Here is a 13385-nt window from a genome sequence, read left to right on the forward strand (position 1 = left end):
GATTTTCGCTTTTGTGCGTTGTGGGGTGGAGGGCGTAGCCTCTCCAAGTCAGTAGAACCACCACGCTATGTTTGTCAGGGCTTCGGGTGATTCCTCTCAGGATTTTGATGCGGAAGTTGTGGGTGGTGGTGGGGACGCTGTCTGGGTTGCGGCGGGCCCCCGGCTGGCGCCGGGGGTAATGCTGGGGGGGAGCAGTTGGGTTTGTTGGGGCAGCCGCGGACGGAATGAGCGGGCACGACCGAAGGGCTTCTACTCACGCCGCCGCCGGCCCGAGGATGCCTATTCCCGGGGGGCGGGCTCCATTCGGCGCGCCCCACTCAGCCAGAGCCGGGCCGGTCACTCATAGCGCAGGCAGATCATGGGATCCACTTTCGCCGCCCGGCGGGCCGGCAGGTAGCTCGCCAGCAGGGCTACGAAGGCCAGCACCGCGGCCACGGCGCCTAGCGTCAGCGGATCGCGCGCGCCCACACCGAACAGCAGGGTCGCGAGCAGGTGCGTGAGCGCCAGCGCCCCCAGGAGCCCTATGCCCAGCCCGAGTGCCGCCATCACGACACCACGCTTCAGGATCAGCCCCACCACGTCCCCGGCGCGGGCACCCATCGCGGCGCGAATTCCGATTTCGTGCGTCCGCTGCACAACTGAATAGGAGATCACACCGTAGATCCCGATGGCCGACAGCAGCAGCGCCACCATCGCGAAACCACCCAGCATGATCGAGTTCAGCCGGTTGTCCGCCATCGATTCCGCCTTGATCTGCTCCAGCGTTTTGAAGTCGGTGAGGGCCTGGTCTTTGTTCACCTGATGCACCGCATCGGTGATCGCGTTCTGCAGCCGCCGCGGATCCATCGCCGCCCGAATCACCAGTGCCTGCCCAAACGTCGGGCTCTGCTCTTTGCTCACATACATCCCCGGACTGCTATCGGTCTCATCAAGACTGCCCACCTTCTCATCCTTCACGACGCCTACCACTTCCCACGGGATCTCGGGGCCCAGCGCCGTCTTGCCCGGAACGATCTCCTGGATCAGGATTCGCTTGCCGACCGGTTCTTCATTCGGGAAGTGCTTGCGGGCCATTGTCTCGTTGATGACCGTCACCGGCGGAGCGCCTTTGCCATCGCCCTCGGCCAGGCCCCGGCCCTTCACGAACGTCATGCCGATCGTCCGGAAATAAGAGGGGGTCACCATCTTGAAGAAGCACGCCTTGCGGTTCGCCCGGTCCACGATGGGCTTGTCCGCGATCTGGAACGGCATGCCATAACCCCAGCCCTGCATCGGCAAGGCCGACGTCAATGCCACATCCCGCACACCCGGGAGGCTCTCCAGGTTCGCCACCACCTGCCGCAGATAGGTATTCAGCGCCTCGGGCGTGGCAAAGCGCTTCTCGGAGGTGGGCAGTCCCGCGGTGATCACATTTTCCGTATTGAATCCGGTCGCCACCTGCTGCATGGCGAAGAAGCTGCGGATCAGCAGCCCCGAGCCGGCCAGGAGCAGGAACGCCAGCGCCACTTCCGTCACCACCAGCGCCGACCGCAGCCGATGCTTGGCGCCACCGGTGCTCGACCCGCGGCTGCCTTCCTTCATGCTGCCCGCGAGGTCTGACCGTGTGGCCTGGATCGCCGGCGCCAGCCCGAAGACCAGCCCGGTGAGAATCGACAGACCGATCGCAAACAGCAGGACCCGCGAATCGAGGGTGATGGTCGCCTCCGACGGCAGGGAGAAGGGAGGCAGCGCAGCCTTCAACCCGGCGATCAGCGCATAGCCCAGCGCTACACCCAGCACTCCGCCGAGGTACGACAACAGGACGCTTTCCGTGAGGAATTGCTGGATCAGGCGCCAGCGGCTGGCACCTACCGACACGCGGATCGCCACCTCGCGCTCCCGCACCGTGCCCCGCGCCAGGGTCAGGTTCGCCAGGTTCGCGCAGCCGATGAGCAGCACCATGCCGACCGCCGCCAGCAGTACATACAACGACTTGCGAAGCTGCGGCCCCACCACCACCTCCGCCAGTGGGTCCACCGCCACGCTCCAGCCTTTGTTGGAATCGGGATAGTCGCGCGCGATGCGCTGGCCGATCGCGTCCATCTCCGCTTTGGCCTTTTCCACGGTTACGCCCGGCTTGAGCAGCCCCATCGCGCCGAACCAGTGGAAGTTGCGCGTCATGTTCTGCGGCTCGAAAACCAGCGGCCGGAAGATCTGGGCAAACGTGCGGTCGAACGCGCTGCCGGCGGGTAGCACTCCGATCACCACGTGCGGTTCGTTATCCAACTGGATCACACGCCCGACGACCGCCGGATCCGAGCCGAACTGCGACGCCCAGAGCGCGTTGCTCAGGACGGCCACCTTGCTCTTGCCCGGCTGATCCTCGTCGGCAGCGAAGGTACGGCCCAGCACGGCCTGTACGCCCAGGATGTCGAACCCGTGGGCCGACATGCGCTGTCCGCGCAGTTGCACAGGATTGCCGCTGCCGGTCAATGTGACGGAGCCGCCGGTCCGCGCCGCCATGTACTGGAACACCGAGTTCTGGCGCTGCCAGTCGAGGAAGTTCAGCGTCGAAATCCCGTTCCGCGCATCCGGAGAGCCCGGCGGCTTCTCCAGCACTCGCATGATCCTGTCCGCGTTCGCATACGGCAGCGGCTTCAACAGCACCCCGTCCACAAAGCTGAAAATGGCCGTGTTGGCGCCGATGCCGATGGCCAGTGTGAGCAAAGCAACCGCGGTGAAGCCAGGACTCTTGCGCAGAGTCCTCAACCCGTATTGAACGTCCTGCCAGAAATCGCGCACGCGAACCTCCAGATGTAGTTACGTTCCATCCGGCGGGCTGTGCGTGTAAACTTTCGATCCGGCGCAAGATTAATCCAGGCAGGCGCCAGGTCTGGCCGCCGGTGCTGGTTTCGCCTGGTCTTCGCCCTGCGTCACAACACCGCTGCCTGCAGTGCCACCGGCAGTACCGGCGACCGTTCCCTGCCCTGCCCAAGTTCACAATTCACAAAGTGGAATCGAAATACCCGGGTACCGCGCGGGTGAAAGCATTGTAGATTAATTAGGTATTCGATTGTAGAACACTTAGGGGTAGGCAAGGCCATGTCCAAATCGTCCGATCTCATCCACGGAACGCTGGATCTGCTGATCCTGAACACGATCTCGGTCACGCCGCAGCACGGCTGGGCGATTGCCAAACGCATCCAGATGGTCTCGAACGAAGTGCTGCAGATCAGCCAGGGCGCGCTGTACCCCGCGCTCCACCGCCTGGAACAGCAGGGCTGGATCGAGGCTGACTGGCGCACCACGGAAGGCGGGCGCGACGCCAAGTTCTACACGCTCACGAAGGCCGGCCGCACGCAACTGAGCAAGGAATTGGAACAGTGGGAGCGCCTTTCGCAGGCCGTCGGCCTCGCCATCCGGCTCGCCCCTGGAGCCGCTGTATGAGCCTCCGGCGCAGGCTGTACATCCTGCTGCATCGCGCGCGTTCGCTGTTTCGCCGCGACACCGTTGAGCGCGACCTCGACCGGGAACTGGACTTCCATCTCCACCAGCAGATGGAGGAAAACATGGAGAGCGGCATGGATCCCCAGGAAGCCCGGGCAGCGGCGCAGCGTGTGCTCGGGGGCGTGGCGCAGATTCAGGAGGAGTGCCGCGACATGCGCCGCACGCATCACATCGAGACGCTGGTTTCCGACATCCGCTATGCCGCGCGTGTGCTGCGGCGCGCGCCGGGCTTCACCATCACCATCGTGCTGACGCTGGCCATCGCCATTGGAGCGAACAGCGCCATCTTCAGTGTGGTGCAGGGCGTTCTGCTGAAGCCGTTGCCGTTCGCAAATGCCGGGCGCCTGGTCCGCATTTACTACAACAGCGACACGCAGCCGAAGTTCCCGCTGAACCCCAATGACTTCCACGACTACCGCGCCCGCAACCGGAGCTTCACTTCGATGGCGGCGATCACCCGGAGCGACGCCCAACTGGCGGGCGCGGGCGAAACCGTGCGGCTGCGTGCCTTCTCGGTCACCGCCGGCTATTTCGAACTGCTGGGCTTCCGCCCCGCGATGGGCCGCGAGTTCACAAGCGACGATGAGCAGACAGGGCGCGGCCGCACCGCCGTGCTCAGCGACCGCCTCTGGCGGACCCGCTTTCACGCGGACCCCGCGATTCTTGGAAAGACCCTGACGCTCGACGCCCAACCCGTCACCGTCGTCGGCGTCATGCCGCCCGACACCAGCCACCCCGGCAACAACTTCCACGCCGTGGCCGACGGCGACACCGTCGACCTCTGGTTTCCCTTTGTCTTCGAGGACCGCCAGGGCCGGGGGTCCCACTATATGGACGGACTGGGCCTGCTCAAGGAAGGCGTCACGCCGGCGCAAGCCCAGGCCGATCTCGTTTCGGTGCTGGAAGGGATCCGGCGGGAAACAGGATCCGAGCAAGGCTGGCGCGTCCACCTGATCCCGCTGTTTCAGGAGATGGTGGGGCGCACGCGCCGCATCCTGCTCGTCCTGTTCGGCGCCGTGGGCCTGCTGCTGCTCATCGCCTGCGTGAACGCCGCCAACCTTCTGCTGGCCCGTTCCACGGCGCGTGCCCGCGAGATAGCGGTCCGCTCCGCGCTGGGCGCCGCGCGGGGCCGCATCCTGCGCCAGTTGCTGACCGAAAGCCTGGTCCTCGCCGGAGCCGGGGCCCTGCTGGGTACGGCGCTCGCCCATGCCGGCCTCCGAGTTATCGTCGCTTTCCTGCCCGCCGGCTTCCCGCGCGCCGCCGCCATCCGCCTGGATACCGGCGTCCTCCTCTTCACCGTGATCACGGCCATGCTGACCGGTCTTCTGTTCGGGCTTGCACCAGCTCTCTCCGCGGCGCGCGCTGATGTCCAGCAGGGCTTGCGGGAAGGCGCCCGCGGCTCCACCGGCGGCCGCCGCAAGGCAAGGCTGCGCGATTTGCTGGTGGTGGCGGAGACCGGCCTGGCGGGCGTGCTGCTCATCGCCGCCGGGCTCCTGTTGCACGGTTTCGTGAACCTGCTGCGGAGCGACCCCGGCTTCCGGCCCCAGCAGGTGCTCACGGCCTCGGTGGTTCTCCCGGCCAAGCGCTATCCGAAGGACGAACAGCGGGCGCGGTTCTACGAACAGTTGATGGACCACCTGGAGGCGCTGCCGGGCGTGAAGGCCGCCGGCGCCGGGTCGGATCTCCCCTGGACCGGCTACGACGGCAATGCCGACGGTTTCCGGGTGGAAGGCCGGCGGGACTCCTATAGCGACCACACCACGGCCCGCTATCACATCGCCACGGCGCACTATTTTGAGGCCTTGGGCATTCCGCTGCGCGACGGCCGTTTCTTCGACGCTCGCGACACCGCCAAAGGGCCGTTCGTCCTGATCGTCAACGAGACCATGGCCCGCCGCTACTGGCCCGGTGAAACGGCCATAGGCAAACGCATCACCTTTCGCGGCATGCCGAAGGAATCGGACTGGATGCGCATTGTGGGCGTGGTGGGCGACATCCGGGACGATCCGGGCAGCAACAGCGTGCGTCCTGCATTCTGGCTGCCGTTGACGCAGGAGACAGACCGGGCGCTTTCCGTGGCGGTACGGGCCACTTCCGATCCCGGGCCATTGACCCGCCAGTTGCGCGAAGCCGTGGCGCGCCTGGATCCGGAACTTGCGGTTTCCGACTTCCGCTTCATGACCCGAGTGGCTGAGGAATCGGTGGCGACACAGCGCTTTGTGTTGTTCCTGGTGGGATTATTCGCGGGCATCGCGCTGATCCTGGCGGCCATCGGCATTTACGGCGTGATCTCCTATTCGGTGAGCCGGCGCATGCCGGAGTTCGGGATGCGGATGGCTCTGGGCGCGACAAGGTCCGACCTGATGCGGCTGATCCTGGGCCAGAGCACCCGATTGTCGCTGGCCGGTGCCGCCGCCGGACTGGTGTGTGCGGCCCTGTCGGCGCAACTGCTGGAGAGCCTGCTGTATGAAGTGCGGGGGCTGGACCCGATTACGTTTGGGGCGGTGGGGGCGCTGATTCTGGTTACGGCGGCCGCGGCAGCCTACCAGCCGGCGCGCCGGGCGGCGAGGGCGGATCCTATGACGTCGCTGCGGGCGGAGTGAGGAGGGGGCGTTCCGTGTGTGGCTATCATACTGCTGGTTCGCTCATGCGCTTACCCGACTGAGGTAGAGGCCGCGGCCTCGTTCGGACCGCCGACGACGACGGAGCGGAAACTCAATTACCACTTTGCATCTGGTTCGACCGGAGAAGGCAGCCGGATCGCGGAGAGATGGGTCGCTCTGATGTAATGAGGGGCGGCTGGCTCGGAACATGGGCGTTTGCGGGAATTGCTACCATCCGACTGTGGGGGCTGGGGCAGTTCGGAATCCATTTCCATTCCTTGGCTGGGTTTGCCTTCTATGCGCGCTGTTACCAAGCGATACCTCGTGGCGACATCGTGCGCTGTCCTACTTGGTGCGCAGTTGACCGCCTGCCGACGCGGTGGCGAGCAGGGCCGGGCGACCGCGCCGGACGGCCTCGCGCCCATTCTTCTTTTTAGTGGAACTGGCACTTCCGCAGGCGACGTGGCAGCGCTTGAGCGGATTCTGACTCGGGAGCGTCTTGCGTACTCGACTGTCAATTCGCAGCAACTGAACGGCATGACCGAAGCTCAGATGGGGCAGTCCCGGCTGCTGATCGTGCCTGGGGGGAATTTCGAACAGATTGGACTCAACCTGACGGCGGACACGACTGCGAATGTTCGCAGCGCGGTGCGGAAGGGTTTGCACTATCTCGGAATCTGCGCGGGTGCATTCTTCGCCGGTGATTCTCCCTACAACGGATTGAACCTGACATCGGGCCGGCGCTTCGGTTTTTATGCCCTTGAAGCGCAGGGGATCCGCAAGGCGCCTGTCGCGATCACGGATGCCGGAGGACAGACGCTGGACCAGTACTGGGAGGATGGGCCGCAGCTCACGGGCTGGGGCTCAGTTGCCGCCAGGTACCCCGATGGGATGCCCGCCGTCGTAGAGGGGCAATTCGGAGAGGGATTGGTCATTCTCAGCGGGGTGCACCCCGAGGCGCCGGAGAGCTGGCGAGGCGGCATGACCTTCAGGACGCCGGCACGTGTCGACAATGACTATGCGGCGATGCTGATCCGCGCAGCCCTGAAGGGAGAGGAGTTGCGGCACTTCTGACGGGACCATCAAACCAATCCGCCTGTGGCGGCAGTCGCGCAGCGGAACTTCGGCCAAGTTCTGCAAGGAACTTGCCAGCGGACCGTTCTTTGGCTTCCACCGGCCCGGCGCGAAGATCTAACGGGGCATGATCGACTGGTTCTGGCTGCAGGGTATGCAGGCGGGGCACAAGAATACGTTTGACTGCAGCCAGGAATTCTCGGAGACGGACTTCACAGAAGGCTTCAAGAGATTCGACGTCCCAACACGGATCGTTCACGGCGACGACGGCAACTCTGAAGGTCTCTGCCGGCGCACCCCACGGCCTGACTGAGACGCACAAGGAGCAACTCAATCGCGACCTGCTGTCATTCCCCAAGACCTGAGGTCCAGGGGGAGTGGCGTTCCAGCAGCGTGCTGACTTGCACGGAAGCAATGAATCGCGGCAGAGCCCATGGGGCGATGCCGCGGCTACGGGCTGAGGCCACTGAACGATAGCGGCACAACAAGAGTGGAAGAGGATGATGAAGGCGTCCCGGGTTCTGCCGGCCCGGCGAGCCCCGGTCCGGTGAAAGGGCGCTGGTTACCGCCACTGCACAGAGCGCACACCATTGCAGCCCCGCCGTGCCGCCCCAGCGATGAGAAGTCAGTATCGGATGTCGGCCATCTGCCGAATCCAGAAGGGGGCCACCGTGTGTTGAAAGGTCCCGCCGGTGCCCGCGATCGCCCGCGCGATCAAGGCTCGGAATTCCCCGGGGGTGTATGCGCGCCGGATGGACTGACTTCCATCCAGGACGTTCACTCTTGGCAAGCAGAGCGGAGCGAGCGCGGTGAAGATTGACAGAGGCAAACGGTGCCGCACGAGGTCCAGAATCACGAACCGCCGGCAAGCCCGACCGACGTTCCGGATCATCTCGATAAACTCCTCATCGCGCAGGTGATGAACCAGGCAAACGCTGACGGCCACATCGGCCCGCGGCAGCGGCTCCCGTACGGCGTTCAGCTTGAGGATTGGAAACTCGCCCGCAGCACTTTCCGGCGGCTGCAGATCGACACCCAGCACCTCCACGCCCATTTTCCGCCGCACCTTTTTCAGCAATCCGCCGTGCCCGCACCCAATATCCAGAACTCGCCGCGTCGCAGCCGCCTCACAACGCAATGCCCGGAGGATCGCCGCATGGTTACCCAGGAGGCTGTGTGTCTGGGAGAGCCGGCGGTGAGCCAGTTCCTGCACCTCGGGCAGCACTCCGCCGCCATCCAGAATCTCTTCCTTAAAGGAGCGCTGCATGTCTGTGTATGATGAAACTGCAGTGGAGCGCCGATTCAGGGACTTGCGTTTTCGGCGGAGGGCCGCGAATTCTGATTGCCAGCGCGGTGGCTCCGGCGATCAGTTCGAACGCAGGGCCAGGATTGGATCGATGCGCGAGGCGCGCCAGGCCGGGAGGTAGCCGGCGGCCGCGGCGACCGCGAGCAGCAAGGTGCCCACGCCCGCATAAGTGGCCGCATCGCCCGCTGTCACTCCGAAGAGCAGGCTCCCCAGGGTGTTGGACAATGCTCGCGAAGCCGCCATGCCCACGACGAGCCCCAGCACGGCCAGGCCGAAGGTGCGCAGGAGGATGAGCCGCTGCAAACCGGACGGAGTTGCGCCGAGCGCCATCCGAATCCCGATTTCCTGTACCCGCTGCGTCACCGAGTAAGAGATCACGGCATAGATGCCGAGCGAGGCGAGAAGCAGGGCGAAGGCCGCGAAGCCGCCCAGCAGCAGGACGAGGAACCTGCGCGGCGACACCGCCTTCTCGACCAGGTCCTGCAGGCCGTGCAGTTCAGCGACGGGCAGATTCGGGTCGAGGGGGCGGAGTGCCGTCCGGATTGCGGAGGCGAGCACCGCAGGCGGGAGGAAAGATCGCACCACCAGTTCCATGGCCGGATAGTCTCTCGTCTGCCGCAACGGCAGATACATCTCAGAGCCGCCCGCGGTTTCCAGCGACTCGTGACGGACGTCGGACACAACGCCGATCACCCGCCGGCCACCGTCCTGAGTCATTACCTGTCCGACCGCGTCCTGTCCGGGCCAGAGGGTCCGGGCCAGGGTCTGGTTCACCATCACTACAAGTTCGGTGGAGTCGCGATCGCGATCAGTGAACTCGCGGCCCGCCTGTAGACGAATGCCGGCAGCGGCGAAGTAACCGTCGCTCACGACTCGGATGAAGGACTCGGGATGTTGGCCTTTTGGGTAGACCTGTCCTTTCCCGGAGACCTGCCAGGCGCGGTCGCCGGCAAACGGCAGGATGTCGATCACGCCCGCCGCCCGCACGCCAGGGATCGCCCGCGTGCGCTGCAGCATGTCATCGAGAAATGCGTTTTGTTGAACGAGATTTGCCAGGCGGGAGCCCGGGTCGATGCGCAGGACGGCGGTCCTTGCGGGTTCGAAGCCCAGGTTGACATCGAGTACGCGGACAAAGCTACGGACGAGGAGTCCGGCGCTGACCAACAGGATGGAGGCGAAGGCGATTTCGGAAACGACAAGGCCGTTGCGCAGCCAGGCGCGGTGGCGGCCGGCGCTGAGACCCCGACCGCCCTCCCGCAGGGTATCCTGCACCTTGCCGGCGGGCGTATGCAGGGCGGGCAGCAACCCGAACAGGATGCCCGTCAGCACCGCAGCCAGAAGAGTGAAGCCGAGCACGTAGCCGTCGACGCGGACGCTGGAGAGAAGGGGCAGATTGAAGCCGTCGAGTTGTGACACAGCGCGTGCGCCGGCCAGGGCGAGTCCAAGCCCGAGCACCGCTCCGCAGCAGGAGAGCGCGATGCTTTCGGTCAACATCTGCCGGAGCAGGCGGAACCGGCCTGCTCCCAGCGCCGCCCGCAAGGCCAGTTCCCGCTGCCTCGCGCCGAGGCGGGCCAACTGCAAATTGGAGAGGTTCGCGCAGACTATCAGCATCAGTACGCCGACCGCGCAGGCCAGCACGAGCAGCGCCGGCCGCACGCGGCCATTGATGCGCTTCTCGAGGGAGACCAGCCGCGGCGCTACGGGATTTCGTTCAGGATGCTGGTTTTCCATTTGTTTCCCCAAGACAGTGAACTCGGCCTGCGCGGCCGCGACTGTGGCGCCCGGCTTGAGGCGGCCGACCATCGTCATGGTGTTGCCGCGCTGGTTCGTTTCGCTGGTCAACGGCCAGGGGATGAAGATATCGACAGGAGTACCAGGAGAGAAGAGGGCTGCGAAGTCGAAAGAGGAGGGCAGTACGCCGACGACGATGACAGAGCGGTTGTTGAGCAGCAACCTGCGCCCCACGACTGAAGCATCCGCGGCGAACCGCCTTTGCCAGAAGCCATGGCTGAGCAGCACGGCCGGCGGCTCGCCGACTTTCGCCTCGCATTCGTCCGGAGTGAACGAACGCCCCAGCGCCGGTTCCACGCCCAGCAGGGGGAAGAAGTTCTGGGTTACCGGCACGCCGGTCACTCGTTCAGGCTCGCCCGTACCCGTCATTTGCCAGTCTCCGACGCCATAGCCGCCGAACCAGCCGGCCATGTCCACGAGGGCACCATTCCGCGCCCGGAGGTCCTTGAAGTTGTCCACCTGTGTGGACCACTCCACGTTCGAGATCCAGACCAGGCGACCCGGGTCGCGGAAGGGGAGGGGCCGCAACAGCAGCGCATTCACCACGCTGAATACGGTGGAACTGGCGCCGATGCCGAGACCGGCGATGAGGATCACAAATAAGGTGAAGCCGGCATCGCGGCGCATTCCCCGAAACGAGTAGCGCAGATCCTGGGCCAGATCGCTCCACCAACGAAGCAGCCAAACGCCGCGTGAATCTTCAGCCTGCTGTGTCATATTGCCGAACTTTCTCCTTGCCGCCGCGCGGGCATCGTCCTCAGACATGCCCTGCGCGGCGAGGTCTTCCGCCATTGCTTCGATGTGAAAATCCATCTCTTCCCACAGGAGCCGCTGCCGCTCAGCTCGAGAGAGAACGAACCGCAAACGGCGCCGAAAACGCGCCCAACTGGAACCGGCTTCCATGCAACCTCCCTGGCGCCCGCCAGGCGAACCTCATCCGCCGCGGAACAGCGGCCGTTGACTGCCCGGCAGCGGGCTGCGTTTGTGATTTCCGCTCCCATAGACAGTCTGAGCATGGGACGACTCAATTGGCGTCTTGTTTGGGAGAATTGCGGATTATTTTTGTGCGTCGGTGGGCCGGGGCAAGGCTGGCCCTTCCCTGCCCCGCTGGGCGGCCTGGTTCTGGCGCGCTACTCGTAGCGGAGCGCGTCGATGGGATCGAGGAGGGCTGCTTTGCGCGCAGGGTAGTAACCGAAGAAGACGCCTACCAGCGCGGAGAACAGGAAGGCCATCAGGACCGACAGGAGGCTGACCTGGGTCGACCACCCGGCAAAGTAGGAGATGAGCATGGAGGCCGTCAACCCCACGACGATGCCCACGAGGCCGCCTAAGAGCGAGAGGGTTACGGCCTCGACGAGGAACTGGGAGAGGATGTCGCGGGTCTTGGCTCCGACAGAGAGGCGAAGACCGATCTCGCGGGTCCTTTCGGTGACGGAAACCAGCATGATGTTCATGATGCCGATGCCGCCCACGATCAGGGAGACCGAGGCGATGGCGCCAAGCAGGATCGACATGACCTGAGCGGAGGTCTCCTGGGCGGCGAAGACCTCAGTCAGGTTGCGCACCGTGAAGTCGTCGTCCAAGCCGGGCAGGATCCGGTGCCGCTCCCGCAGCAGGGCGGTCATCTCCTCCAGCGCCTGGGTCATGGCCTGGGGTCCGATGGCTTGCACCATGAGGGAACCGACCGCCTTGGCGTTCGCCTTGTTGGCCCCGATGACCTTCTGCTTCGCGGTGGAGATGGGGAGGAGGATGACGTCGTCCTGATCCTGCCCGGAAGGGGACTGGCCCTTGGGGGTGAGGACGCCGACTACGGTGAAGGGTACGTTCTTAATGATGATGACCTGACCGGTGGGGTCACTGGCGCCGAAGAGATTGGTGGCGACTGTCTGCCCCAGGACCGCCGACTTGGCCGCGGCGTCGACGTCCTGATCTGTAAAGAACTGGCCGGACATCATCGTCAGATCGCGGATCGTCATGTAGTCGGGGGTCACGCCTTGGGCGGTGGTCGCCCAATTGCTGCTGCCGTAGACCACCTGGACGCCGCCGCGGACGGCTGGCGCGACGGCTGCAATGGACGGGCACTCCGCGGCGATGGCCTTGGCGTCATCCTCGGTGAGTGTGACTACTCCGCCGGAGCCCATCCGCACGCCGTTCGTGCTGATGCTGCCGGGCAGGACGATGATCAGATTGCTGCCGATGCTCTGGATCTGCTGCTGGATTCTGGCCGTAGCGCCCGCGCCGATGCCTACCATGGCGATGACCGCCGCCACGCCGATGATGATGCCGAGCATGGTGAGGGCCGAGCGCGTGCGATTGACCTTGAGCGCCCGCAAGGCGATCCGGACGCTGGCGAGGAGTTTGTTCATACGGCGGCTGCCTCTTCGGCGGTTTCGACAGGGAGTGATTCCAGGTCTGTGCGGGCTTCGCGGGGTTTGGCGACGAGTTCGTCCTGGTGCAAGCGGCCGTCCTTGAAATGAAGGATACGGTTGGAGTAGCTGGCGACATCTGGATCGTGCGTCACCACGATCAAGGTGATGCCGTCTTCGCGATTGAGCCGCTGGAAGATTGCCATGATCTCGACGCTGGTTCTGGAGTCCAGGGCTCCGGTGGGTTCATCGGCGAGGATGATGCCGGGGTCGTTCACCAGCGACCGCGCGATGGCCACGCGCTGTTGCTGACCTCCGGATAGCTGGCTGGGCTGGTGCTCTTCGCGGCCTTCCAGGCCTACGGCGTGCAGCGCTTTCATGGCCCTTTCGCGGCGCTGGGGTGCCGGCGCCTCGGTGTACATGAGGGGGAGTTCCACATTTTCCACGGCGCTGGTGCGGGCCAGGAGATTGAACTGCTGGAAGACGAAGCCGATCTTATTGCTGCGGATCTCCGCCAGGTGGTCGCGGTCGAGTTCGCCGACGTTGATGCCATCGAGCGTGTAGGTACCGCGGGTGGGTTTGTCCAGACAGCCGAGGATATTCATGAGAGTGGACTTGCCGGAACCGGAAGGCCCCATGATCGAGACGAAATCCCCGCGTTCGATTTCGAAGGAGATGCCCTTCAGCACATGGACCAGCACCTCCCCCAGCTTGTAATCCTTCACGAGGTCCTTGATTACGATGAGCGCAGCCATGCTG

Annotated in this window: 8 protein-coding genes and 1 pseudogene; 4 read left to right on the forward strand and 5 right to left on the reverse strand. The window is 64.8% G+C overall.

All coding sequences use genetic code 11. The features are described from left to right. Positions 1 to 336: 336 nt before the first annotated feature. Positions 337 to 2781 carry an ABC transporter permease gene (locus IRI77_RS11685; RefSeq protein ID WP_194452233.1) on the reverse strand — a complete coding sequence of 815 codons (2445 nt, stop codon included), beginning with the start codon at positions 2779 to 2781 and terminating at the stop codon, positions 337 to 339. 300 nt (positions 2782 to 3081) lie between these two features. Here IRI77_RS11685 and IRI77_RS11690 point away from each other — a divergent pair, with 300 nt between their 5' ends. The 4 genes and pseudogenes from IRI77_RS11690 to IRI77_RS38625 all read left to right on the forward strand — a co-directional run. Beyond that, complete coding sequence (locus IRI77_RS11690) at positions 3082 to 3426, forward strand: PadR family transcriptional regulator (protein WP_194452234.1); 345 nt, start codon at positions 3082 to 3084, stop codon at positions 3424 to 3426. Further along, positions 3423 to 6089, forward strand: a complete 2667-nt coding sequence (locus tag IRI77_RS11695) for an ABC transporter permease (protein ID WP_194452235.1) — start codon at positions 3423 to 3425, stop codon at positions 6087 to 6089. Before IRI77_RS11690 ends, IRI77_RS11695 begins: the two co-directional genes overlap by 4 nt. 297 nt (positions 6090 to 6386) lie before the next feature. Next, positions 6387 to 7163, forward strand: a complete 777-nt coding sequence (locus IRI77_RS11700) for a BPL-N domain-containing protein (protein ID WP_228486697.1) — start codon at positions 6387 to 6389, stop codon at positions 7161 to 7163. 28 nt (positions 7164 to 7191) lie between these two features. Further along, a pseudogene (locus tag IRI77_RS38625) lies at positions 7192 to 7528 on the forward strand (alpha/beta fold hydrolase); the annotation flags it as partial. Positions 7529 to 7788: 260 nt separating this feature from the next. Here IRI77_RS38625 and IRI77_RS11705 read toward each other — a convergent pair. The 4 genes from IRI77_RS11705 to IRI77_RS11720 form a co-directional block, all read right to left on the reverse strand. Then, on the reverse strand, positions 7789 to 8430 hold the full coding sequence (locus IRI77_RS11705) for a methyltransferase domain-containing protein (RefSeq protein WP_194452237.1): 642 nt from the start codon (positions 8428 to 8430) through the stop codon (positions 7789 to 7791). 99 nt (positions 8431 to 8529) lie between these two features. Next, on the reverse strand, positions 8530 to 11163 hold the full coding sequence (locus IRI77_RS11710) for an ABC transporter permease (protein WP_194452238.1): 2634 nt from the start codon (positions 11161 to 11163) through the stop codon (positions 8530 to 8532). Between the two features lie 227 nt (positions 11164 to 11390). Beyond that, a complete protein-coding gene (locus tag IRI77_RS11715) occupies positions 11391 to 12626 on the reverse strand; it encodes an ABC transporter permease (RefSeq protein ID WP_194452239.1) in 1236 nt (411 codons plus the stop codon). Further along, the gene (locus IRI77_RS11720) at positions 12623 to 13381 is read right to left on the reverse strand and encodes an ABC transporter ATP-binding protein (protein ID WP_194452240.1); all 759 of its coding nucleotides are present in this window, start codon (positions 13379 to 13381) and stop codon (positions 12623 to 12625) included. The genes IRI77_RS11715 and IRI77_RS11720 overlap by 4 nt, the downstream gene beginning before the upstream one ends. Between the last annotated feature and the right edge of the window lie 4 nt (positions 13382 to 13385).

It is taken from the genome of Paludibaculum fermentans, from assembly GCF_015277775.1.
Lineage (GTDB): Bacteria > Acidobacteriota > Terriglobia > Bryobacterales > Bryobacteraceae > Paludibaculum > Paludibaculum fermentans.

What these genes read in the sequence shown, in the direction of transcription:
- IRI77_RS11690 (WP_194452234.1), top strand. Translation starts at nt 3,082, where the DNA reads ATGTCCAAATCGTCCGATCTCATCCACGGAACGCTGGATCTGCTGATC.
- IRI77_RS11695 (WP_194452235.1), top strand. Translation starts at nt 3,423, where the DNA reads ATGAGCCTCCGGCGCAGGCTGTACATCCTGCTGCATCGCGCGCGTTCG.
- IRI77_RS11700 (WP_228486697.1), top strand. Translation starts at nt 6,387, where the DNA reads ATGCGCGCTGTTACCAAGCGATACCTCGTGGCGACATCGTGCGCTGTC.
- IRI77_RS11705 (WP_194452237.1), bottom strand. Translation starts at nt 8,430, where the DNA reads ATGCAGCGCTCCTTTAAGGAAGAGATTCTGGATGGCGGCGGAGTGCTG.
- IRI77_RS11710 (WP_194452238.1), bottom strand. Translation starts at nt 11,163, where the DNA reads ATGGAAGCCGGTTCCAGTTGGGCGCGTTTTCGGCGCCGTTTGCGGTTC.
- IRI77_RS11715 (WP_194452239.1), bottom strand. Translation starts at nt 12,626, where the DNA reads ATGAACAAACTCCTCGCCAGCGTCCGGATCGCCTTGCGGGCGCTCAAG.
- IRI77_RS11720 (WP_194452240.1), bottom strand. Translation starts at nt 13,381, where the DNA reads ATGGCTGCGCTCATCGTAATCAAGGACCTCGTGAAGGATTACAAGCTG.